At 70.1% G+C, this 21,669-nt stretch carries 23 protein-coding genes; 11 read left to right on the forward strand and 12 right to left on the reverse strand.

Annotated features, from left to right (window positions below):
* Positions 1-12: 12 nt before the first annotated feature.
* Positions 13-1,275, reverse strand: coding sequence for an amidohydrolase family protein (locus tag AU195_RS05080; RefSeq protein ID WP_059157972.1), 1,263 nt, complete (start codon positions 1,273-1,275; stop codon positions 13-15).
* Positions 1,276-1,348: 73 nt separating this feature from the next.
* Between AU195_RS05080 and AU195_RS05085 the strand changes: the two genes are divergently transcribed.
* Positions 1,349-2,188 carry an AraC family transcriptional regulator gene (locus AU195_RS05085; RefSeq protein ID WP_059157973.1) on the forward strand — a complete coding sequence of 280 codons (840 nt, stop codon included), beginning with the start codon at positions 1,349-1,351 and terminating at the stop codon, positions 2,186-2,188.
* Positions 2,189-2,197: 9 nt separating this feature from the next.
* Here the strand turns inward: AU195_RS05085 and AU195_RS05090 are convergent, their stop codons facing one another.
* The gene (locus tag AU195_RS05090) at positions 2,198-3,382 is read right to left on the reverse strand and encodes an enhanced intracellular survival protein Eis (RefSeq protein WP_502687316.1); all 1,185 of its coding nucleotides are present in this window, start codon (positions 3,380-3,382) and stop codon (positions 2,198-2,200) included.
* An 84-nt stretch (positions 3,383-3,466) separates the two neighbouring features.
* On the opposite strand from AU195_RS05090, the gene AU195_RS05095 reads away from it, so the two are divergent.
* Positions 3,467-4,855, forward strand: coding sequence for a pyridoxal phosphate-dependent decarboxylase family protein (locus AU195_RS05095; protein WP_059157974.1), 1,389 nt, complete (start codon positions 3,467-3,469; stop codon positions 4,853-4,855).
* Here the strand turns inward: AU195_RS05095 and AU195_RS05100 are convergent.
* Positions 4,839-5,348, reverse strand: a complete 510-nt coding sequence (locus AU195_RS05100) for a hypothetical protein (RefSeq protein ID WP_059157975.1) — start codon at positions 5,346-5,348, stop codon at positions 4,839-4,841. The two genes, AU195_RS05095 and AU195_RS05100, sit on opposite strands and share 17 nt — an antisense overlap.
* A 183-nt stretch (positions 5,349-5,531) precedes the next feature.
* Between AU195_RS05100 and AU195_RS05105 the strand changes: the two genes are divergently transcribed.
* The 3 genes from AU195_RS05105 (at position 5,532) to AU195_RS05115 (ending at position 8,925) form a co-directional block, all read left to right on the forward strand.
* Positions 5,532-6,425: a fructose bisphosphate aldolase gene (locus AU195_RS05105; protein WP_059157976.1), complete on the forward strand. Its 894-nt coding sequence runs from the start codon at positions 5,532-5,534 to the stop codon at positions 6,423-6,425.
* A 69-nt stretch (positions 6,426-6,494) separates the two neighbouring features.
* Positions 6,495-7,964, forward strand: coding sequence for an amidase (locus AU195_RS05110; protein ID WP_172800479.1), 1,470 nt, complete (start codon positions 6,495-6,497; stop codon positions 7,962-7,964).
* A 46-nt stretch (positions 7,965-8,010) separates the two neighbouring features.
* Positions 8,011-8,925: an alpha/beta fold hydrolase gene (locus AU195_RS05115; RefSeq protein ID WP_059157978.1), complete on the forward strand. Its 915-nt coding sequence runs from the start codon at positions 8,011-8,013 to the stop codon at positions 8,923-8,925.
* A gap of 1 nt (position 8,926) precedes the next feature.
* Here AU195_RS05115 and AU195_RS05120 read toward each other — a convergent pair whose 3' ends face one another.
* Positions 8,927-10,189, reverse strand: coding sequence for a competence/damage-inducible protein A (locus AU195_RS05120; RefSeq protein ID WP_059157979.1), 1,263 nt, complete (start codon positions 10,187-10,189; stop codon positions 8,927-8,929).
* Between the two features lie 71 nt (positions 10,190-10,260).
* Here AU195_RS05120 and AU195_RS05125 point away from each other — a divergent pair, with 71 nt between their 5' ends.
* The gene (locus AU195_RS05125) at positions 10,261-10,932 is read left to right on the forward strand and encodes an MBL fold metallo-hydrolase (protein ID WP_059157980.1); all 672 of its coding nucleotides are present in this window, start codon (positions 10,261-10,263) and stop codon (positions 10,930-10,932) included.
* Here the strand turns inward: AU195_RS05125 and AU195_RS05130 are convergent.
* From AU195_RS05130 to AU195_RS05140, 3 genes are all read right to left on the reverse strand, one after another.
* Positions 10,910-11,134, reverse strand: coding sequence for a hypothetical protein (locus tag AU195_RS05130; protein ID WP_059157981.1), 225 nt, complete (start codon positions 11,132-11,134; stop codon positions 10,910-10,912). The two genes, AU195_RS05125 and AU195_RS05130, sit on opposite strands and share 23 nt — an antisense overlap.
* A 59-nt stretch (positions 11,135-11,193) precedes the next feature.
* Positions 11,194-11,916, reverse strand: a complete 723-nt coding sequence (locus tag AU195_RS05135) for a 2OG-Fe dioxygenase family protein (protein ID WP_059157982.1) — start codon at positions 11,914-11,916, stop codon at positions 11,194-11,196.
* A gap of 99 nt (positions 11,917-12,015) precedes the next feature.
* The gene (locus AU195_RS05140; RefSeq protein WP_059157983.1) at positions 12,016-12,753 is read right to left on the reverse strand and encodes a glucose 1-dehydrogenase; all 738 of its coding nucleotides are present in this window, start codon (positions 12,751-12,753) and stop codon (positions 12,016-12,018) included.
* A 74-nt stretch (positions 12,754-12,827) separates the two neighbouring features.
* Here AU195_RS05140 and AU195_RS05145 point away from each other — a divergent pair, with 74 nt between their 5' ends.
* Positions 12,828-13,913, forward strand: coding sequence for an NAD(P)H-dependent amine dehydrogenase family protein (locus AU195_RS05145; RefSeq protein WP_059157984.1), 1,086 nt, complete (start codon positions 12,828-12,830; stop codon positions 13,911-13,913).
* Between the two features lie 18 nt (positions 13,914-13,931).
* Here AU195_RS05145 and AU195_RS05150 read toward each other — a convergent pair whose 3' ends face one another.
* The 4 genes from AU195_RS05150 to AU195_RS05165 all read right to left on the reverse strand — a co-directional run bounded on the left by AU195_RS05150 (position 13,932) and on the right by AU195_RS05165 (position 16,518).
* Positions 13,932-14,405 (reverse strand): ATP-binding protein, encoded by a 474-nt coding sequence (locus tag AU195_RS05150; protein WP_059157985.1) that lies wholly within the window; start codon positions 14,403-14,405, stop codon positions 13,932-13,934.
* A 31-nt stretch (positions 14,406-14,436) separates the two neighbouring features.
* Positions 14,437-14,829, reverse strand: a complete 393-nt coding sequence (locus AU195_RS05155) for an STAS domain-containing protein (RefSeq protein WP_059096238.1) — start codon at positions 14,827-14,829, stop codon at positions 14,437-14,439.
* 509 nt (positions 14,830-15,338) lie between these two features.
* Positions 15,339-15,677: a hypothetical protein gene (locus tag AU195_RS05160; RefSeq protein ID WP_059157986.1), complete on the reverse strand. Its 339-nt coding sequence runs from the start codon at positions 15,675-15,677 to the stop codon at positions 15,339-15,341.
* Positions 15,678-15,783: 106 nt separating this feature from the next.
* Complete coding sequence (locus tag AU195_RS05165) at positions 15,784-16,518, reverse strand: HAD family hydrolase (RefSeq protein ID WP_059157987.1); 735 nt, start codon at positions 16,516-16,518, stop codon at positions 15,784-15,786.
* A 174-nt stretch (positions 16,519-16,692) separates the two neighbouring features.
* Between AU195_RS05165 and AU195_RS05170 the strand changes: the two genes are divergently transcribed.
* Together AU195_RS05170 and AU195_RS05175 are read left to right on the forward strand one after the other, a co-directional pair.
* Positions 16,693-17,823: a nitronate monooxygenase gene (locus AU195_RS05170; RefSeq protein ID WP_059157988.1), complete on the forward strand. Its 1,131-nt coding sequence runs from the start codon at positions 16,693-16,695 to the stop codon at positions 17,821-17,823.
* 105 nt (positions 17,824-17,928) lie between these two features.
* Positions 17,929-18,324, forward strand: a complete 396-nt coding sequence (locus tag AU195_RS05175) for a hypothetical protein (protein ID WP_157531032.1) — start codon at positions 17,929-17,931, stop codon at positions 18,322-18,324.
* Here the strand turns inward: AU195_RS05175 and fdxA are convergent, their stop codons facing one another.
* Positions 18,325-18,666 (reverse strand): ferredoxin, encoded by a 342-nt coding sequence (gene fdxA / locus AU195_RS05180; protein ID WP_059157990.1) that lies wholly within the window; start codon positions 18,664-18,666, stop codon positions 18,325-18,327.
* A 163-nt stretch (positions 18,667-18,829) separates the two neighbouring features.
* Here fdxA and AU195_RS05185 point away from each other — a divergent pair, with 163 nt between their 5' ends.
* Both AU195_RS05185 and AU195_RS05190 read left to right on the forward strand, forming a co-directional pair.
* Positions 18,830-19,414 (forward strand): TetR/AcrR family transcriptional regulator, encoded by a 585-nt coding sequence (locus tag AU195_RS05185; protein WP_059157991.1) that lies wholly within the window; start codon positions 18,830-18,832, stop codon positions 19,412-19,414.
* A complete protein-coding gene (locus AU195_RS05190; RefSeq protein ID WP_059157992.1) occupies positions 19,411-21,669 on the forward strand; it encodes a molybdopterin-dependent oxidoreductase in 2,259 nt (752 codons plus the stop codon). Before AU195_RS05185 ends, AU195_RS05190 begins: the two co-directional genes overlap by 4 nt.

The raw sequence follows: 21,669 nt of genomic DNA on the forward strand, positions 1-21,669 counted from the left end.
GCGGCTGTGGCGTCAGGCCTTGGCGAGTTGCTTCTGCTCGTAGAGGCGTGCCCATTCCTTGCGCGGCCGGATCGACACGTCGACGTCGGCGCCCTGGGCCCGCAGCGCTCGCACCGTCGCCTGATCCTTCGGCGTGTGCGCGAACGGATCCCATCCGAAGAACCGGCAGGAGTTCTCCCACGTGATCTTGTTGATGTCGGAGTCCGAGGCGCCCGCCGCGTTCAGCTCGGCCAGCACCTGCTCTGGCGCGTCCGGCCAGAAGCAGTCCGAGTGCGGGTAGTCGCACTCCCAGGCGATGATGTCGATGCCGATCTCGTGGCGCAGCTTGAGCGACGTCTTGTCGGTGACGTAGCAGGCCAGTGAGTGCTCGCGGAACACGTCGCTGGGCAGTTTGTCGCCGAAGTCGCGGCGCAGCCACTTCTGGTTCGTGTAGTGGCGGTCGCTGCGGTCGAGGTAGAACGGGATCCACCCGATCCCGCCCTCGGAGAACGCGAACTTCAGGTCGGGGTAGTTGCGCATCGCCGGGCCCCACAGGAGGTCCTGGGCGCACATCGCCGACACCTGGGTGGCCAGGATGATGAGGTTGTCGATCGGCGCGTTGGGCGCCATGCTGATCGCGCCGAAGCCGGTGCCGATGTGCAGGCACATCACCACGTTCTCCTCGGACAGCGTCCGGAACACCGGGCCCCAGTAGTCGTCGTCGTGGTAGCTGGGCAGCCCTTCGAGGTGCGGCAGTTCCGGCATGGTCACCGCGCGGCAGCCCTTGGCCGCCACACGGCGGATCTCGTCGCACATCGCCTCGGGATTCCAGGTCGGCATGATCGCGATCGGGATGAAGCGGCCCGGATAGGAGCCCGCCCACTCGTCGATGTGCCAGTCGTTGTAGGCCGAGACCATCACCAGCGTGGTCTCTTCGCGGTGCATGTTGAGGTGCCGCGCGGAGAACCCGGTGAACGTCGGGAAGCACATCGAGGCCAGGATGCCGTTGCGGTTCATGTCGCGGACGCGTTCGTGGACGTCGTAGACGCCGGGCCGCATCTCGGCGAAGCCGGCGGGGTCACGCCCCCACTCCTCGGCCGGCCAGGAGACGACGGCGTTGAGGCCGCTGACCCCCTGCGGACGGCCCTGGTACATCCATTGGTCGACGCCCTTGTCGTCGGTGACGACGATCGGCGCCTCCTCCTTGTACTTGGCCGGCACGTGCCGCAGGAACATGTCGGGTGGTTCCACCACGTGGTCGTCGATGCTCACCAGGATCAGGTCGTCGACATTCATAGGCGCTCCTCGTCGCGGTGCCGGCGTGGCCGGGGTCACAATTGGACTGGTTCCAGTTGTACCCTCCATAGGTGTGACCGTCTCTGCGCTATCGGCCAAGGGTTTAGCCCAACCGGCCAACCTCTCCGAGCGGGTGATCGATCTGCGCCGCGGCGGCCGCGCGCTGGCCGGCAGCTACCTGTACCAGGGCGACGGGCTGATCACCGGATGGCATTCGCACGACGTCCACCAGATCGAGTACGCGATCGGCGGGGTGGTCGAGGTCGAGACCGCCTCGGGGCACTACCTCGTCCCGCCCCAGCAGGCCGCGTGGCTGCCCAAGGGGCTCGAGCACCAGGCGACGATGAACGCCGACGTGCGCACGGTCGCGGTGATGTTCGACAGTGCCCTGATCCCCGACGGGGGCAACCGTGCCCGGATCCTGGCCGTGTCGCCACTGATCCGGGAGATGATGATCTACGCGCTGCGCTGGCCGATCGACCGTGCGGCCAGCGATCCGGTTTCGGACGCGTTCTTCCAGACCCTGGGCAACATCGTGATCGAGGCGCTCGATCACGAGGCGCCGCTGAACTTGCCGAGTTCCGAACATTCCATCGTGGCCGCGGCGCTGGCGTACACGAAGGAGCACCTGCAGGCCGTGACCGCCGACGACGTCAGCCGCGCGGTGTCGGTGTCCGAGCGCACGTTGCGGCGACTGTTCGCCGAAGAACTGGGGCTGTCGTGGCGGACCTACCTGCTGCATGCCCGGATGTTGCGCGCGATGGCCCTGCTCGCGGCCCCGGGACAGTCGGTGCAGGAGACGGCGGCGGCGGTCGGTTTCGACAGCCTCAGTTCGTTTACCCGCGCCTTCACCCAGTTCTGCGGGGAGACGCCGTCGGCGTACCGGCGCAAGGCGGCGGCCGACGCGGTGTGAGGCCCGTCCTCAGAAGGGAAAGCCCAACCGCGCGGGAACGGCGGTCGCGAAAGCCCTGTCGATCAGTGCGACGAGATCGGAGTCGTTGCCCCGCAATCGATTCGCCGCGGCGAATGCGGTCGCCCGATGGCCGCCGAGGTACAGCGACCCGAGGACGTCGATGTCGAGCACCACGTCGGGCGCGGCCTCCGTCGGCGCGCACACGGCACGGCCGTCGCGGACGTCCAGCGCGAATCGGCCTCCGTCGCAACGGAACCCGTCGTGGACCTCGAGAACGACCGAGAGGTCGCAGTCGTAGGTGCGGGCCTGCAGCGCGGCCGGGATGTCCATCAACCGCAACCACAGATCGTCGGCGACGGCGGTGGTGCGCACGCGGCGGGCGTCGGTGAGCAGATAGGGCAACGGGTCGGCCGGGTGGGTGGCGACCTCGATGCGTTCCATCAGATCCAGCCCGCACAGTGCCCGCCACAGCGCGGCGTGCGCCGCCGCGGTCACGGCCGTCAACTCAACCACGCGGATGTGCCGGGGTCCCGGACCGTGCACCCGGTAGAGCACGTAGCCGTCGGCGTGCAGGAACGCGAACAGGGCGCTGCCACCGGCGCGGTCGTCGTCGCGGTCGGCCAGCAGGTCGTCCCACAACGCTCGTGGGCGGACGAGTCCGCCGGGGGTGCCGACCCGCCAGCGGTCGTAGACGGCAACTAAGTCGTCGAGGTGCTCACTCGGCGTCACGATCCGGACGCCGCCGGGATCCGATGCGTCAGAACGGAACTGCGCCGTGCGCCGGTCGACGGACCACTCGTTCACCGTCGTCGCCGGGCCGTAACCGAACCGACCGTAGATGCCACCCTCACTGGCCGTCAGCCCGGCGATCGGATGTCCCGCCGCGGCGATCCGGTCGTGAAGTTCGGTGAACATCGACCGCAGCACACCGCGACGGCGGTGCGTCGGCGCCACCGAGACCCACGTGATGCCGGCGACGGGCAGCACGGCGCCACCGGGCACCGTCAATTGCAGATCGACGTACAAGGCCTGGCCCACCACGTCGGCGCCGTCGGCCACGACCAGTGCCGCATTCTCGGGTATCAGCGATCGCCAGACCGTCACCGCCGACTCGTCTACGACGTGGCCGAAGTTGGTGGCGTCCAGGCGCACCATGCGCGGCCAGTCGCGCTCGGTGACCGGCCGCAGGTGCAGTCCTTCCACAGGGTGCGACAGTGCCACACCGGGACCGCGAAGCGCATCCGAATTACCGCCGCACGGGAGTCCTAGGCTCGATGCATGTCTGATCGCACCGCCGGCCTGCACGCCGCCGTCCGGCATGCCGAGAGCTACCTCGCCGGGCTCGACGACCGACCGGTCGCCGCCCCGGCCACGGCCGCCGAGATCCGCGAACGGCTGGGCGGTCCGCTGCCCGAACACCCGACCGATCCGGCGGAGGTGATCGAGGCGCTGGCGACCGGCGCCGAGCCCGGCCTGGTCGCCAGCGCCGGACCCCGCCACTTCGGCTTCGTCGTCGGCGGCGCGCTGCCCGCGGCGCTCGCGGCCGACTGGCTGGTGTCGGCGTGGGACCAGTGCGCGGCCTTCCATGCCCTGTCCCCCGCCGGGTCGGCGATCGAGGAGGTCGCCGCCGGATGGGTGCTGGACCTGCTCGGGCTGCCCGCGACCGCCAGCGTCGGGTTCGTCACCGGCGGTCAGGGCGCCAACACGACCTGCCTGGCCGCAGCGCGCCACGCCGTCCTCGCCGCCGCCGGATGGGACGTCGAACGCGATGGGCTCATCGGGGCTCCGCCGCTGCGGGTGCTCTGCGGTGAGCAGGCCCACGCCACGATCCACACCGCGCTGCGGTTGCTCGGCCTCGGCGCGGACACCGCGGTCCGCATCCCCGCCGACGCGCAGGGCCGGATGGACCCCGGGGCGCTGCGCCACGCCCTCGGCGAGGCCACCGGACCCGCCATCGTGTGCGCCCAGGCCGGCAACGTGGCCACCGGGGCGTTCGACGCGTTCGAGCCGGTCGCCGACGCGTGCGCGGCGCACGGCGCGTGGCTGCACGTCGACGGCGCCTTCGGGCTCTGGGCCGCCGCCGCGCCCGCGACCCGGCACCTCACGCGGGCCGTCGAACGCGCCGACTCGTGGGCGGTCGACGCGCACAAGTGGCTCAACGTTCCCTACGACTGCGCAGCGGCGATCGTCGCCCATCCCACCGCTCACCGGGCGGCCATGAGCCTGTCGGGTCCCTACCTCGTCGCCGACCCCGGACAGCGCGACAACACCACCTACGTGCCCGAGAGTTCACGGCGGGCCAGGTCGGTGCCGGTGTACGCCGCGATCCGCTCACTCGGCCGGACCGGCATCGCCGAGTTGGTCGAACGCAACTGCGCCCACGCGCGCCGGATGGCCGACCACCTCAGCGCCATCCCCGGCGCCACCGTGCTCAACGACGTGGTGCTCAACCAGGTGCTCGTCGCGCTCCCGGGCGGTGACGAGGCCAACCGCGCCGCGGTGGCCGCCGTCCAGCGCGACGGCACCTGCTGGCTGGGCGGCACGACGTGGCGGGGCGCCCACGTCCTGCGGGTCAGCGTGTCGAACTGGGCGACCACCGACGACGACATCGACCGCTCGGCGGCCGCGATCGCCGCGGCGGCCGCCGCAGTTAGATCGCGACGATGAAATCGGTGGTGTAGAACTCCGCGGGCAACTGCGAATGCGGTTGCGGGCGTTCGATGGCCAGCCAAGAGCCGGTCGCGCCGGACATCAACGGACTCGACAACGTGACCGCACCCGCGCCGACCCCGTCGGTGTGCAGCGCGCCGACCGCGGTGCCGGGCGCACCGGCGTGACAGCCGGCCGACGACTCCCTCGGCACCTGGATCAGCCGCACCTCGTAGTACGAGTTGGGCTTGGCCAGAAGCAACTGCACGTCCGCGCTGACTTGCGAGCCGGCGGTGCGCACCGTTGCGGTGGCCCTGCCGTTGCCTGCCGAGTCGTAGTAGGAGCGGGCGCTGTAGTCGCACCGTCGCAGAGTCGGGCTGAACGGCAGGAAGGTCCCGCCGGACTCCGCGGCGGCGAGCGGTGCGGACACGACGCCCACGCCGACCGGGGCGAGAGGTGCGGCGATCAGCGCCATCGCGGCGACCGAGGCGAACGGGGTCAGAGCGGACATGGAGCTCCCTTTGAGCCGTGGTGAGCGGGCGCCGGCGGGTACGGACCGGCGTCCTTCTAGCCAAGCACGGCACCTGCCGGAACGGGCGCATAAGCGCCGAATATCCTCACAGGGGAACCGGGCTCGGCGGGCCGACCTCGAATCCGTCAGCGACAACCGTCTTCAAAGGAGTGGACTGCACCGATGGCGAACCAACAGCAAACGGACAAGCTGGCGGCGGGCAAGGGCTTCATCGCCGCGCTCGACCAGAGTGGCGGCTCGACGCCGAAAGCGTTGCGCCTCTACGGCGTCGAGGAGAACGAGTACTCGACCGAGACCGAGATGTTCGACCTGATCCACAAGATGCGGTCGCGGATCATCACCTCTCCGGTGTTCACCGGTGACCGGGTGCTCGGTGCGATCCTGTTCGAGCAGACCATGGACCGCCAGATCGAGGGCAAGTCGTCGGCGGCGTACCTGTGGGAGGACAAGGGCGTCGTCCCGTTCCTCAAGATCGACAAGGGTCTGGCCGACGCGTCCGACGACGTCCAGCTGATGAAGCCGATGCCGCAGCTCGACGACCTGCTCAAGCGGGGTGTCGACAACGGCATCTTCGGCACCAAGGAGCGGTCGGTGATCGGCGGCGCCAACGCCAAGGGCATCGCGGCGGTGGTGGCCCAGCAGTTCGAGGTGGCCCAGCAGGTGCTCTCGCACGGCCTGGTCCCGATCATCGAGCCCGAGGTCACGATCTCGATCGAGGACAAGGCGGCAGCCGAGGACATCCTGCGCGACGAGATCGCCAAGAACCTCGACGCCATCGGAAGCGGCCAGCAGGTGATGCTCAAGCTCACGCTGCCGTCGACGGCGAATCACTACAAGCCTCTGGTGAACCACGACAAGGTGCTGCGCGTGGTGGCCCTGTCGGGCGGCTACCCCCGCGACGAGGCCAACAAGCTGCTCGCCCAGAACAGCGGTGTCATCGCCAGCTTCAGCCGCGCCCTCACCGAGGGGCTCTCGGCGCAGCAGTCCGACGACGAGTTCAACGCCACACTCGACGCCGCGATCCAGGGCATCTATGAGGCGTCCATCGCCGGCTGATGACGAGCTGCGGTGCGTCGGGTTGCCAGCCGGCCCGGCGCACTGCAGGATCGCCGGGCTATGGATGCAATGGACACCGACTCGGCTTTCGACCTGGCCGGCCTCGACGCGATCGGACAGGCGCGGCTGGTCGCCTCCGGTGAACTGACGGCCACCGAACTCCTCGACGCCGCGCTCATCCGCCTGGAGGCCGCGCGGGGACTCAACGCCGTCGTCCACGAACTGTTCGACCGCGGCCGCGAGCAGGCCGCCGCACTCGACGCCTCGGGACGGCTGCGCGGCGGCGGCGCCGGACCGCTCGCGGGCGTCCCGTTCCTACTCAAGGACCTCGGCGCGTCGGTGGGCGGGGCGCCGGAGTCCATGGGGTCCCGCGCACTGCGCACCCGCATCGCTCCGCAGAACGCGTGGATCGTCGACCGCTACCTGTCCAACGGTCTGGTCGTGTTCGGCAAGACCAACACCCCGGAGTGGGGCAACCACTGCACGACCGAACCGTCGCTGTCCGGCCCGACAGTGAACCCGTGGTCCCCGGACGTGACGCCGGGCGGGTCCAGCGGTGGCTCGGCCGCCGCGGTCGCCGCCGGGGTGGTGCCCGCGGCGTCGGGTGGTGACGGCACCGGGTCGATCCGGGTGCCCGCCTCGTGCTGCGGCCTGGTCGGTCTCAAACCGCGACGGGCCCGCACGTCGTTCGCGCCGGCCGGGCACCTGCTCGAGGGTCTGGCGGTCGAGCACGCGCTGACCCGGACGGTGCGCGACAGCGCGGCGCTGCTGGACGCCGTCACCGGACCCGATCCGGGTGACCCGTACAGCGCGGCGCCGCCGCCGACGCCGTACCTGCAGGCGATAGCGCAGCCCCCGGCGCCGCAGCGCATCGCGCTGTCCACCGGCTCACCGTTCCCCGGCCCCGCCACCGACCCCGAGGTCGTCGCCGCGGTCGAGGCCGCCGCCCGCCTCCTCGCCGATCTCGGCCACCGGGTCGAACCCGCCGTCACCTCGGTGGACGCCGGCGCCATCGCCGACGCGATCGCCGTCCTGCACAACGTCAGCAACGCCCAGCTGCACGAGCTCGCCACCGCGCACCTCGGGCGGCCGCCCGCCGAGGACGAGTTCGAGGCCAGCACCTGGGTGATGGTGCGCGAAGGTTTCACCACCACCGGGGTGCAGTACGCCGGCGCGATCGAGACCGTGCACGCCGAGACCCGCCGCTTCGTCGCGGGCATGGCGGAGCACGACGTGCTGCTGGTGCCGACCCTGCTGACTGCCCCACCGCCGTACGCCCTGCTCGATCAATCGCGCGGCACCACCCGGGCGTTCTTCGACGTCGAGTTCGCGACCACGGGGTGGACGCCGCTCGCCAACGTCACCGGCTGGGCGGCGATCTCCCTGCCGCTGGGCATGACCTCGACCGGACTGCCGATCGGCGTGCAGCTGATAGCGCCCGAGGAGACGGTGCTGCTGCAGTTGGCCGCGCAACTGGAGGTGGCCTCGCCGTGGGCGGACCGCCGCCCGGCCCGGTGGGTCGCGCGCCCGGCACGGTGATCGGGACCCGTCGGGCCCTCGTCGGTGACATGCGACACTGCTGGGCATGACGCCGCCCATCGCCCGCCCGAAACTCGAAGGCAACATCGCCGTCGCCGCCGACCGGCAGATCGGCTTCGCGGAGTTCGGCCACCCGCAGGGCCGGGCGGTGTTCTGGTTGCACGGGACGCCGGGGGCGCGCAGGCAGATCCCCGCCGAGGCGCGCGCGTTCGCCGAGGAGCAGAAGATCCGGCTGATCGGCATCGATCGTCCCGGCATCGGCTCGTCCACCCCTCACCAGTACGACAACGTGCTGGCCTTCGCCGACGACCTCGCCGTCATCGCCGAGACACTGGGCATCGACCGCATGGCGGTGGTGGGCCTGTCCGGCGGTGGCCCCTATGCGCTCGCCTGCGCGGCCAAGATGCCCGAGCGGGTGGTCGGCACCGGGGTGCTGGGCGGGGTGGCGCCGACGGTCGGTCCGGATGCGATCAGGGGCGGGCTGATGACGCTGGGAACCCGCGTCGCCCCGTTGCTCGAGATCGCGGGCGGCCCGATCCGGCTGGCGGCCGGCACGCTCATCCGGTTCGTGCGCCCGGTGGCCGATCCCGCGCTGTACCTGTACGCGGCGGTCTCCCCCGCGCCCGACCGCCGGATGCTGGTGCGCCCGGAGTTCCGGGCGATGTTCCTCGACGACCTGCTCAACGGCAGCCGTAAACAACTCGCCGCGCCGTTCGCCGACGTGGTCGTCTTCGCCCGTGACTGGGGGTTCCGCCTCGAGGACGTGAAGGTGACGGTGCGCTGGTGGCACGGCGACGTCGACCACATCATCCCGTTCGCGCACGGACAGCACTGCGTGTCACGGCTGCCCGACGCGCACCTGTACCACCTGCCCGGCGAGAGTCACCTCGGCGGACTGGGTCAGGCGCAGGCCATCCTGACGTCCATGCTCGAACTCTGGGAGCGCGCCGACCGCACCTGACTCAGTCCTGCAGCGCGCGGCGCAGCAGGTGCATGGCGACGGTGGTCGACCGCTCGCGCACATCGCTGCGGTCGCCGGGAAGCCGGGTCGTGCGGGTCAGCGTGTGGCCGTCGGCGCGGCGCACGCAGAAGCACACCGTGCCGACGGGTTTGAGCTCGGTGCCGCCGCCGGGTCCGGCGATCCCGGTGACCGCGACGGCGATGTCGGCGCCGAACCGGCGGAGCGCACCGTCGGACATGGCTTCGGCCACCGGCTCGGATACCGCGCCGTGGGCGGCGATCAGGTCCGCGGACACGCCGAGCAGATCGACCTTGGCGTCGTTCGAGTAGCACACCGCCCCGCCCGCCACGTACGCCGACGATCCGGCACGGTCGGTCAGGCGTGCGGAAAGCATTCCGCCGGTGCAGGATTCGGCTGTGGCGATGGTGCGTCCAGCGAGTAGCACAGCGACCTGATCGTCGACGAGGGAACCGTCCTCGGAGAAGATGGCCGAACCGTGCCGCTCCCGCAGCAGCGTGAGCAGTTTGCCGTACACCGGTGCCGCGTCGGGTTCGTAGCGGGTGACGATCTCCAGCTCACCGCGGCGAAGGCAGGTGGTGATCTCGAGGCGGTCGAAGCCGGTGAGGTCGCGCTCGGCGTCGCGCAGGGTCTCGGCAAGTCCGGATTCGGGCAGGCCGAACATGCGCACCATGTCCTGCCGGTACTCGGTGCGCCCCGCGATGGCCTGCTGGACGGCGGTGGTCTGCACAGCCGTGCGCCACATCGGCTGCAGTTCGCGCGGCGGCCCGGGCAGCACCAACACCAGCGGAGAGCCGGGGACGACCACCCCGGGCGCGGTGCCGACCGGTTCCAGCACCGTCGCGCCTTCGGGCACCATCGCCTGTTTGCGGTTCGCGGCCCGCACCGATTCGAAGTCGACGTCGGTGCGGCGCCCCATCAGCCGGCGCAGGATGTCGGCGATGCGCTCCTCGAGACCGGCGTCCAGGACCAGCTCACGACCACAGAACCGGGCGACCGTGGCGACGGTCAGGTCGTCGGCGGTCGGTCCGAGCCCCCCGCTGGTGACGACGAGGTCGACGCCCTCGTCGGCGAGGAAGCGCAGCTGCGCCTCGATGTCGGCGGGGCGGTCACCGCAGATCGTGATGTGGGCCAACTCCACGCCCAGTTCCAGCAGCCGGTCGGCGATCCACGGGCCGTTGCGGTCCTGGACCCGGCCGGTCAGCACCTCGGTTCCGGTGACGACGATGCCTGCGCGTGCGCTCACGGAGTCAAACCTACGCGGTGCCGTCGTCGGGTCTTGACCTGAACTATGGTTGAGGTCCGACACTGAATCCCATGACCACCACACTCACCCGGATACGACCCGATCTGTTCCAGACCCGTACCGACTCGCCCTTCCCCGGGCTGACCACACACGCGTTCCTGTGGACCGGCGGGGCGAACGGCAACGTGCTGTTCTACAGCCTCGCAAGCGATTCCGACTTCGACGCGATCGCCGACCTCGGCGGTGTGGCCGACCAGTACCTGTCGCACCTCGACGAGGCCGGACCGATGCTGGGCGCGATCGCCAGGCGGTTCGGATCGCGTCTGCATGCGCCGGCGGCCGACGCAGCCCACATCACCCGCCACGCCACCATCGACGTCCTCCTGTCCGCGCGCGGGGTGGACCGCAACGGCGTCGAGGTGATCCCCACACCCGGGCACTCACCGGGAAGCATGTGCTACCTGGTACGCGGCGCCGCGGGCGAGACCTACCTGTTCACCGGCGACACGATCTTCCCCACCGGACAGGGCAGCTGGTCGACGTTCCTGCCGCCCGGCCGCGGTGACGCCGAGGCGTTGCGGGCGAGTATCGGTCTGCTCGGGACTCTCGAGCCCGATCTGGTGATCGCGAGCGCCTTCGGCGGACCGGCGGCGTTGCAGGAGGTCGACCGTGACTCGTGGTCGCGGATCGTGGCTCAGGCGCTGGACAGCGTCCCGCCGGTCAGCGCTTCAACCAACCGTTGACGGTCGGCAGCTCGCGCGTGTAGGTCATCATGACGTCGTCCTGCATCAGCGTCGCGCCGCTGATGGCGTCGGTGCCCCGCCAGATGACCCGCACGCGGGTGTCGCCCCGCAGGTACAGGTCGGTCCGGCCGAGATCGTTGCGCCGCCATCCGGCCTGTTCGGCGAGCTGCTGCAGCTCGCGACGCTCATCGACTGAGGTCATGGCTCGCTCCTTGTCCGCTGGTGGGCGTACGCGTTGACGCGACGAGCCTACGGGACCGGTCAGGGCGCGAATGTCACCACCAGCACGTCCCGGTGCGCGGGCCGGGCAGGGTCCACGGGGTGGATCGGGCTGACCCCATGGCGGGTCCGACGGTCGTCGCCGACCAGCAGCGTCCCGGGCTCGGCCAGCGTGGTCGCGAGTACACGGGCGCCCCCGCTGTCGTAGACCGAACTCTCCCCGCCGGAGGCGTTGCACCGGTGGATCATCAGCGACGACACCAGCGTCACGCCGTCCCGATGCACCCCTTCGGGGGTCGGGTCGCCGTGGGCGCCCGGGCGGGCGATCACCCGGAACGGCGTCACCTTGACGTGCCATCGCGGTACTTCGTCGAGGGCCTGCGCCAGCCCGCCGAGCAGGCCGATCACGCCCCGCAGCACCGGGTCGGCGGCGAACGATTCGGTGAGCGGTGCGAAGCGCCTTCCGCGGTCGAGGTAGAGCCGGTTCGACTGCGCCGGCTGCACGAACTCGCCGTGGGGCAGCCGTTCGAGCGCGCCGTCGGCGCTGCGGAAGCGGAAGTGGCCGTAGCGGCGCTGCCGTTCGGTGCCCAACTCGGCGGCGTAGTCGTCACGCCGCAGGTCGTCCCAGTGCCCGCCGAACGCGGCCCACGCCTCGGCCGTGACGCCGAGGGCACGGATCAGGTCCGCCGCGGGGACGACGCAGGCGCCGAGGACGGCCAGTGCGCGCGCGACATCGTCGAGCGGGGTGGTGGCGCGGCGGCTCACACCGTGGTGATTGCCCCCTCAGGGCGCCTCAATCGCGCCGAGATCGACGAAAAGGCGACATTCACTCGCACTTTTGCGCCCGTGTGTTCGTTTGGGCGACTACATCTTGTGCGGGACGTCGTTGACCAGGCCGCCGTCCATGACGAACTCCGCACCGGTGGCGTAGCGCGACTCGTCGCTGGCCAGGAACACCACGAAGGTGGCCACCTCGTCGGACTGCCCCGGCCGGCCGAGCGGGATGGTCAGCATGTTGTCGGGGAAATGTTTGGTCATCGGGGTGCGGATGAACCCGGGATGGATCGAGTTCACCCGGATCTGATGCGATCCCAGTTCCAGCGCCGCCGATTTCGTCAGGCCGCGCACCGCCCACTTCGACGCCACGTACGGGTGCACCATCACGGCCCCGCGCATCCCCTCGATCGAGGAGACGTTGATGATCGATCCGCCGCCGGCGGCCTTCATCGCCTCGACGCTGGCCTGCATTCCCAGGAACGTGCCGGTGAGGTTGACGTCGATGACCTTCTGCCACTTGGCCATGTCGAACTTGCCGATCTGGCCGAGCGCGACGATGCCCGCGTTGTTCACCAGGACGTTGAGCAGGCCGAAGTCGTCGACGGCGGTCGCCACGGCCGCATCCCACTGATCGGCCTGCGTGACGTCGAGCGTGACGTAGCGCGCCGCCTCGCCGAGCTCGTCGGCGAGTGCCTTGCCCTCGTCGTCGAGGATGTCGCCGATCACCACCTTGGCGCCTTCGGCGACCAGAGCGCGTGCGTGTTCGGCGCCCATACCTCGGGCCCCACCGCTGATCAGTGCAACTTTTCCGTCTACCCGTCCCATGACGGGCCAGGCTACCTTAGGCTGTCGCGAACTAGAACCTGTTCCAGTTTGACCTCGGTGCGGAGGAGTCGGCAATGGTGATTCGCGTGGCCCACGTCGGGACCGGCAACGTCGGACGGCTGGCCCTGGCGGCGCTGCTGGGCAACCCGGCGTACGAACTCACCGCCGTGGGCGTCTCCACGGACGCCAAGGTCGGCCGTGACGCCGGTGAACTGGCCGGGCTCGACGTGGTCACGGGGATCACCGCCACCAAAGGGCTCGACGAGGTGCTCGCGACCGCGCCGGACTGCCTCGTGTACTGCGCGATGGGCGACACCCGGCTGCCCGAGGCGATGGCCGACTGCCGGCGCATCCTCGAGGCGGGCGTGAACGTGGTCGGTTCGGCGCCGGGGGTGCTGCAGTACCCGTGGGGCGTGATCCCCGACAAGTACATCGAGCGGGTTGAGGATTCCGCGCGCCAGGGCGGCGTGAGCATCTTCATCAACGGCGTGGATCCCGGCTTCGCCAACGATCTGATCCCGTTCGCGTTCGCGAGCACGTGCAGCAGCATCGAGCAGGTGCGGTGCATGGAGATCGCCGATTACGCCACCTACGACGGCGCCGAGGTCATGTTCGACGTGATGGGGTTCGGCAAGGAGATCGGTGACCTGCCGATCCTGTTCCAGCCCGGCGTCCTGAGCATCGCGTGGGGAACCGCGATCCGTCAGCTGGCGGCCGGCCTGGGCGTCGAGGTGAGTGAGATCCGGGATTCGGTGGAGCAGGAACCGGCCCCGGAGGATTTCGAGGTGGCGGTGGGGCGGATCGGCAAGGGCACCGTCGCGGCGCTGCGGTTCCTGATCGAGGGCTTCGTCGAGGGCGGCGACCGGCCCGCGATCGTGATCGAACACATCACCCGGCTGCGCGACGATCTGCGCCCCGACTGGGCGCGACCCGCGCAGCCCGGCGGGTCCTACCGGGTGGAGATCACCGGCGAGCCGTCCTACACCGTCGACATCTGCCCCACCAGCCGCAAGGGCGACCACAACCACGCGGCGATCGTGGCCGCGGCCGGACGCATCGTGAACGCGATCCCCGCGGTGGTGAACGCCGAGCCGGGCATCCGGACACCGCTCGACCTGCCCCTGATCACCGGCAGCGGACTGTTCGCCGAGCGCGGGTGAGGTCGCCGCGCGGCGGGATCACTCCGCGGCGGTGTGCGACCGTGCGCGGCGCCCGGCGATACCGGTCCACTGCAGCAGGACGCGGGTGCCGTTCTGAGAACGGTCGATCGACGTCGAGTCGGTGAGCGCTTCCATCAGCGGTATGCCTCGGCCGCGTGCCTTGTTGGGCGGGACGGTGGCGCGGTCACGCCAGGTGCCCTGGTCGGCGATGGTGACACTGAGGACACCGGCCCCCGCGTCGAACTGGGCTTCGACGTCCATGGTGCCGGGCCGGTCGGCGTTGACGTAGGCGAACTCCGCCGCGTTGGCCAGCGCCTCGTTGGTCGCCAGGATCAGGTCGCTCGAGCGGACGGGGTCAAGGGCGAAGTGTGTGTCAAGCCAGCGACCGAACTCTTCGCGCACCCGCGAGGCGGCCTCCCCGTCGGCGGCGATGCCGATGCGCGTGAAACGCTCGGCATCGGAAACGTGTGCCGCAGAGACGGAATCGATCATGGCTGGACGTGGATACCCGTTAACCCCTCAACTAAGCACTCAGTGCTGCGAGCGCCTCGTCGACCGATGCATAGAGCGGAATGATGTCCGCGATTCCGAGAAGCTTCAAGGGACGGCTGGTAGCGGGACCCTCCGCGACGACGCAGAACTTCACGCCGGACGGGATCTCGTCGTGGATGGCGACCAGAATGCCCATGCCCGCCGATGCGAGGAATTCCACGGCGGAGAAGTCCACGACCAGCCCGGCCGGCTCCTTCGCCAGACCCGCTCGGATGGCCTGCTCCAGCTGCGGTGCCGTGAGCATGTCGACGACGCCGGCCACCGAGACCACGACGGTGCGATCAACCCAGCGTTCGTTGATCTCGCAGTTCGTCGAGTCCGCGGCGGAGGTCGCCCCTGCTGCGGCTTCGCGCTGTTCCTCCAATGGTCCACCTCCCGCGTGGTCGCTCGTCGAGCGGAGCGCGCCACGCCATTCATGCTCCCCAGGCTGCGGACTGAACCTGGCAAGACATCCAGCGACACCGGAATGATCCGATGTCGGGTGCGCTCCCGATCGGCGAGCGCGACCGGAATCAGATTAAACCAGGTCTGAGCGGCTCAGTGGTCAGCGGTCAGGGCGAGCAGTGGCGATGTCCTCGTCCGGGCGAAGCGTGGGCACCAGTGCGGCCGGGCCGTCGACCAGCCCTGACGCGGGCTTCCCGACCCGTGGGTTCAGGTATCGGCGCAGGCAGCCTGGCCGTAGCGCCGAATACCCGTCGGCCTCGCCTCGACGATGCCGTCGGTGCACAGCAACAGACTCTCGCCCGGATGTCACGTCAGCGAGCTCATCGAAGGCCGTGTCCGGGACCGCGCCGACGAACACGCCGCGGCGCGGCCAGACCATGTACCCGGCCGGCCGGCGGGGTCGCTGCGGTGCGGTGTCGACCAGACGGCTCAGACGGCGCGGCCACGCCGGACGCCGACGACCGCCGCGCCCACCGCGATGAGCGCGCCGATGACCGCCACCGGGATGGCCCAGGCCCGCCTGCTGCCCACCGCCGAGTCGCACAGGGCGACGTAGTCGGTGTGCGGAACGATCTGGTTCAGCACGGGGACGTTCGCGACGCCTTGGTTGTTGGCCGCTTCTGCGCCGGACGTGTCCGACACCAGGGCGTTGCCGCATCCCACGCTCTTGCCGTCGTCCCCGGACACCGAGACCGGGACGAGCAATCCGGCGATCCCCACCACGAGGATGATCGCGCCCACCACCATGGCCAACCGTCGCGCCGTCACACAACACTCCCCTCGTCCGGGTTCGTCCTGAACCAGGCGGAGGTCTACCCGCCGGCCGTTCGATTTAAACCGGGCCGAAATCCATTGCCGGACAACGTGTTATCGCTCATTGTCGGCGACGCGTTCTGGCGATCTGCAGGGTCGGCCAGTCACGCGCCGCCGCGGTGGCCGCCAGTCGGGGGCGCGGATTGACCGGCCGCGGCGAACCCACCAGCTCCATCAGCGAGACGTCCTCGTCGCCGTCGGCGTAGAACCAACTGCCGCTCAGCGGGATGTCGTTGGCGCCACAGAACTGTCCGACCGCGACGGCCTTCTGCGGCCCCCAGATGACCGGCCGCACGATGTCCCCCGTCAGCCGGCCCGCGTCGTCCACCGCGAAGTGGTTGCACAGGACGTGGTCGATGCCGAGGAAGCGGGCGACGGGTTCGGCGTGGATGGTCAGCGCCGACGAACTGAGGACGACGGTGTGCCCCCGGCCCTGGTGCGCTTCGACGATCCGCCGCATATGGGGGTAGACGCGCGCGGCGACCCGCTCGGTGAACAACCGCTCCCCGAGTTCGTCGAGTTCGGCGAGCGACTCACCGCGCAGATATCCGGCCGCTCGCCGGACCAGCCGCTCGAACTGCATACGGCCGAGCCGGTACCGCACCGAGGCCTCGAGGACGCCGAGCACCTCGCCGAGGCTGGCCTGGCGGCGCCTGATCCGGTCGCCGGCGTGTGCGGTGGCGGTGAACCCGTCGACCAGCGTGCCGTCGAGGTCGAAAAAGGCGCCGACCCGCCGCCCGCCGGGGCCTCCGGCGATCTCGTCGACCGACTCGGCGAGCGTGAGCGACCGGGGCACCGATCCATCATCGCGTCCGGGGCGGACCCGCCGCGAGCCGGGGCGGGCCGGCCTCGGAGACCCCGTCGTACCCGGCGGGACCCGCCGCGGGCACGTCCCCTCCCGCGACGGGGCATCGTCGTACTAAACTAGAACACGTTTCAATTCGCCGACCGCCTCATTCAAGGAGCGCGCATGCACACCGCCATCTGTGACGAGCTCGGCATCGAGTTCCCGATCTTCGCCTTCACGCACTGCCGCGACGTCGTGGTCGCGGTGAGCAAGGCCGGCGGCTTCGGCGTGCTCGGCGCGGTCGGCTTCACCCCGGAGCAGCTCGAGATCGAACTCAACTGGATCGACGAGCACATCGGCGACCACCCCTACGGCGTCGACATCGTCATCCCGAACAAGTACGAGGGCATGGACGCGAACATGTCCGCCGACGAGCTCAAGGGCATGCTGCAGTCGCTCGTTCCGCAGGAGCACCTGGACTTCGCCAAGCGCATCCTCAAGGACCACGGTGTGCCGACCGATGACAGCGACGACAATGCGCTGCAGCTGCTGGGCTGGACCGAGGCGACCGCCACCCCCCAGGTGGAGATCGCGCTGCGGCACCCGAAGATGACGCTGATCGCCAACGCGCTCGGCACGCCGCCCGCCGACATGATCAAGAACATCCACGAGGCCGGCCGCAAGGTCGCGGCCTTGTGCGGATCGCCCTCGCAGGCGCGCAAACACGCCGATGCCGGCGTGGACATCATCATCGCCCAGGGCGGGGAAGCCGGCGGTCACAGCGGCGAGGTCGGCTCCATCGTCCTGTGGCCGCAGGTCGTCAAGGAGGTCGCGCCGGTGCCGGTGCTGGCCGCCGGCGGTATCGGCAGCGGTCAGCAGATCGCGGCCGCCCTGGCGCTGGGCGCCGCGGGGGCGTGGACGGGTTCGCAGTGGCTGATGGTGGAGGAAGCCGAGAACACCCCCGTGCAGCAGGCCGCGTACGCGAAGGCGAGCAGCCGCGACACCGTCCGCAGCCGCTCGTTCACCGGGAAGCCGGCACGCATGCTGCGCAATGACTGGACCGAGGCGTGGGAACAGCCGGAGAACCCCAAGCCGCTCGGAATGCCGTTGCAGTACATGGTGTCCGGGATGGCGGTCGCCGCCACGCACAAGTACCCCAACGAGACCGTCGACGTGGCGTTCAACCCCGTCGGTCAGGTCGTCGGCCAGTTCGACAAGGTCGAGAAGACCTCCGCGGTGATCGAGCGGTGGGTGCAGGAGTATCTGGACGCGACGACCACGCTCAACACCCTCAACGAAGCCGCGGGCGTCTGATTCCGCGCGACACGACACCGATGTACCCGCCGCGGCGCCGTGCGCGGGTTAGCGTTCGGCATGGCCGTTTCGCCGACGTCAGCACGGGTTCGGCGGCGTAGTTCCATGGCCCGGGCGGCGGTCGCATCCGCCGCCCTCGCCGGAGCGCTCACCGGCGCACCGGTCGCGGCGGCGGATCCGTCGGCGGACTTCCCGACCGACGACCGCGGGTACGTCGGCACCGCGGCCTACTGCCAGGGCGCCGCGGTGGCAACGGCATTCGGCCGGACGCAGGATGCGCTGGTGGCGATCTGCTCGAGTCCGGACGGCCAACTGCAGTATCGCGGCGTTCGGCTCAGCAATGACGCGGCGTTGATGCTGACCGCAGAGGCCGGCGCAGCGGGTGGGTTCACCGCCGAGAACGACGGCGTGGTCTACACCGTCACGCCGACGGATCTTGTTGTCTCGTCCGGTGATACGACGCTGCACCGGCAGGCGATGGTCGAGTACCGCCGGCCGTAGTCAGCTCTCGCGCGGCAGGTTCGCCACGAGCGGGGTGTCCACTCCCAGGCGGCCGAGGACGGCCGCTCCCCCGGGTGTGCCGAGCGGTGTGTCGCGGCCCGGCAGCACCTCGGTGAAGAACGCGGCGTTGTCGGCGAGGTGGCGCTGTTGGTCCTCGGGCAGATCGGTCTCGTAGAAGATCGCGTCCATCTTGCAGATCACGCGGCACGCGCCGCAGTCCACGCACTCCTCCGGGTTGATGTACATCACCCGGTCCCCCTCGTAGATGCAGTCGACGGGGCATTCGGGCACGCACGACTTGTCGACGACATCCACACACGCACTACCGATCACATGCGTCATACGGCGAGCCTAGGGAGCCCGGGCGGCCGGGCGCTGGGGCCGAAAGTCCTCAGTTCTTGCGTCCGCACACACGCCCGGATCGGAGCGCTACCACCGCTCGGCCTTCCGCTAGCCAGCTCTTCTATGTAAGGTGACATACATAATCGGCGGAAGGACGACCGGTATGGCCACCCCTCGCGAACGCATGGTGCGGTCCGCCGCGGTACTCATCCGGGAACGCGGCGCCCATTCGACCGCGATCGCCGACGTCTTGAAACACAGCGGCGCGCCACGTGGGTCGGCCTATCACCACTTTCCGGGCGGTCGCACCCAATTACTCTGTGAAGCAGTCGATTACGCGGGTGAGCGGGTGGCCGAGCAGATCAGGCAGGCGCCCGATTCGCTGACCCTGCTCGACGGTCTGTTCGCCGGCTACCGAGATCTGATGACCCGCACCGACCACCGGGCGGGCTGCCCCGTCGTCGCCGTCGCCGTCGAGGCGGGCGATCCCGACAAGCCGGAGCAGTCCGCCCCCGTCATCGAGCGGGCGGCAGCCGCATTCGCCGGCTGGACCGAACTGATCGCCGACCGCATGACGGCCGACGGGATCGGCGCCGAACGGGCCGCGGAACTCGCCATGTTGCTGCTGACCAGCTTCGAGGGAGCGATCGTCGTGGCACGCGCCGCCCGCGACGTCGGTCCACTCGACACCGTCCACCGCCAACTGCGCGCTCTGCTGCGGGAAGCCCTCGGAAAGGACCGCTCATGACGACCACACCGCTGGAGAAGACATGGCAGCCGACCGCGTGCATCCTGTGCGAGTGCAACTGCGGCATCGTCGTCCAGGTCGCCGACCGGTCGCTGGCCCGCATCCGCGGGGACAAGGACCATCCGGCCTCGCAGGGCTACACCTGTAACAAGGCGCTGCGCCTCGACCACTACCAGAACAACCGCGGCCGTCTGACCTCCCCGATGCGCCGCCGCTCCGACGGCGGCTACGAGGAGATCGACTGGGACACCGCGATCTCCGAGATCGCGGCGGGATTGCGCCGCATCGCCGACACCCACGGCGGCGACAAGATCTTCTACTACGGTGGCGGCGGGCAGGGCAATCACCTCGGCGGCGCGTACAGCGGCGCATTCCTCAAAGCGCTCGGCTCCTACTACCGGTCCAATGCCCTGGCGCAGGAGAAGACCGGTGAGCACTGGGTGGACGCCCATCTCTACGGCGGCCACACCCGCGGCGAGTTCGAGCACGCCGAGGTGTCGGTGTTCGTCGGGAAGAACCCGTGGATGTCGCAGAGCTTCCCCCGCGCCCGCGTCGTGCTCAACGAGATCGCCAAGGACCCGTCGCGGTCGATGATCGTCATCGACCCGGTCATCACCGACACCGCCGAGATGGCCGACTTCCACCTGCGGGTCCGCCCGGGCACCGATGCGTGGTGCCTGGCGGCGATGGCCGCCGTGCTCGTGCAGGAGGGTCTCTGCGACGAGGCGTTCCTGGCCGACCACGTCAACGGGGCCGACGCCGTGCGCGAGGTGCTGCGCGACGTGCCGGTGACCGAGTTCGCGCGCCGCTGTGGCGTCGCCGAAGACCTGCTGCGCTCCGCCGTGCGGCGCATCGCGTCCGCGGCGAGCGTCTCGGTGTTCGAGGACCTCGGCATCCAGCAGTCACCCAACAGCACCGTGTGCTCGTATCTGAACAAGCTGCTGTGGATCCTCACCGGCAACTTCGCCAAACGCGGTACCCAGCATCTTCATTCGTCGTTTGCGCCACTTCTGCGCGCCGGCGGGGTCGGCCGCACCCCCGTGACGGGCGCCCCGGTGATCGGGGGCCTGGTGCCCAGCAACGTGGTGCCGCAGGAGATCCTGACCGACCACCCGGACCGGTTCCGGGCCATGGTCGTGGAGAGCAGCAATCCGGCCCACTCCCTCGCCGACTCGGCCGCGTGTCGCGAAGCGTTCTCGGCGCTCGACCTGCTGGTGGTCGTCGATGTCGCGATGACCGAGACCGCACGGCTGGCACACTACGTGCTGCCCGCGGCGACCCAGTTCGAGAAGGCCGAGGCGACGTTCTTCAATCTCGAGTTCCCGCACAACACCTTTCACCTGCGGCACCGGCTGTTCGAGCCGCTCGAGGGCACACTGCCCGAGCCCGAGATCTGGGCCCGCCTCACCCGTGCGCTCGGCGTGGTCGATGACGCCGAACTCGCGCCGCTGCGCGCGGCCGCCCGCGACGGTCTGGCCGCCTACACCACGGCGTTCCTCACCGCCATGGGTGCCAATCCCGGCTTGAACAAGGTGCTTCCCTACGTGTTGTACGAAACGCTCGGTCCGGCCCTGCCGGAGGGCCTGTCCGGGGCCGCGGCACTGTGGGGCCTGGCGCAGAAGACCGCGATGGCGTATCCGGACGCGGTGCGACGGGCCGGGCACGCCGACGGCAACGCGCTGTTCGAGGCGATCCTCGACCATCGCTCGGGGGTCACGTTCACCGTCCACGAATATCCGGACGACTTCGCCCTGATCACCCATGACGACCACCGCATCGCGCTCCAGATGCCCGACATGCTCCGGGAGATCCGGTCACTCACCGCCGACCGGCCTGCCTTCACGTCGGCCGAGTTCCCGATCGTGTTGTCGGCCGGCGAGCGCCGCGCGTACACGGCCAACGACATCCTGCGGGATCCGGAATGGCGCAAACGCGACGTCGACGGCGCGCTGCGGATCAGTGTCGAGGACGCCGGCGCGCTGAACCTGCGGTCCGGTGACCGGGCCCGCGTCACCACCGCGGCGGGTAGCGCGGAGGCCACCGTGGAGGTCAGCGGCGCGATGCTGCCGGGTCACGCCTCGCTGCCCAACGGCTTCGGGCTGGACCACGTCGGCGCCGACGGCATCACCCGCGTTCCCGGTGTGGCACCGAATTCGCTCACGTCCAGCGACTGGCGTGACGCCTACGCGGGCACGCCGTGGCACAAGCACGTGCCTGCGCGCATCGAGGCGGTGACGTCCGCCGGTACCGAGTGA

The sequence above is a fragment of the Mycobacterium sp. IS-1496 genome (assembly GCF_001499995.1).
Classification (GTDB): Bacteria; Actinomycetota; Actinomycetes; order Mycobacteriales; family Mycobacteriaceae; genus Mycobacterium.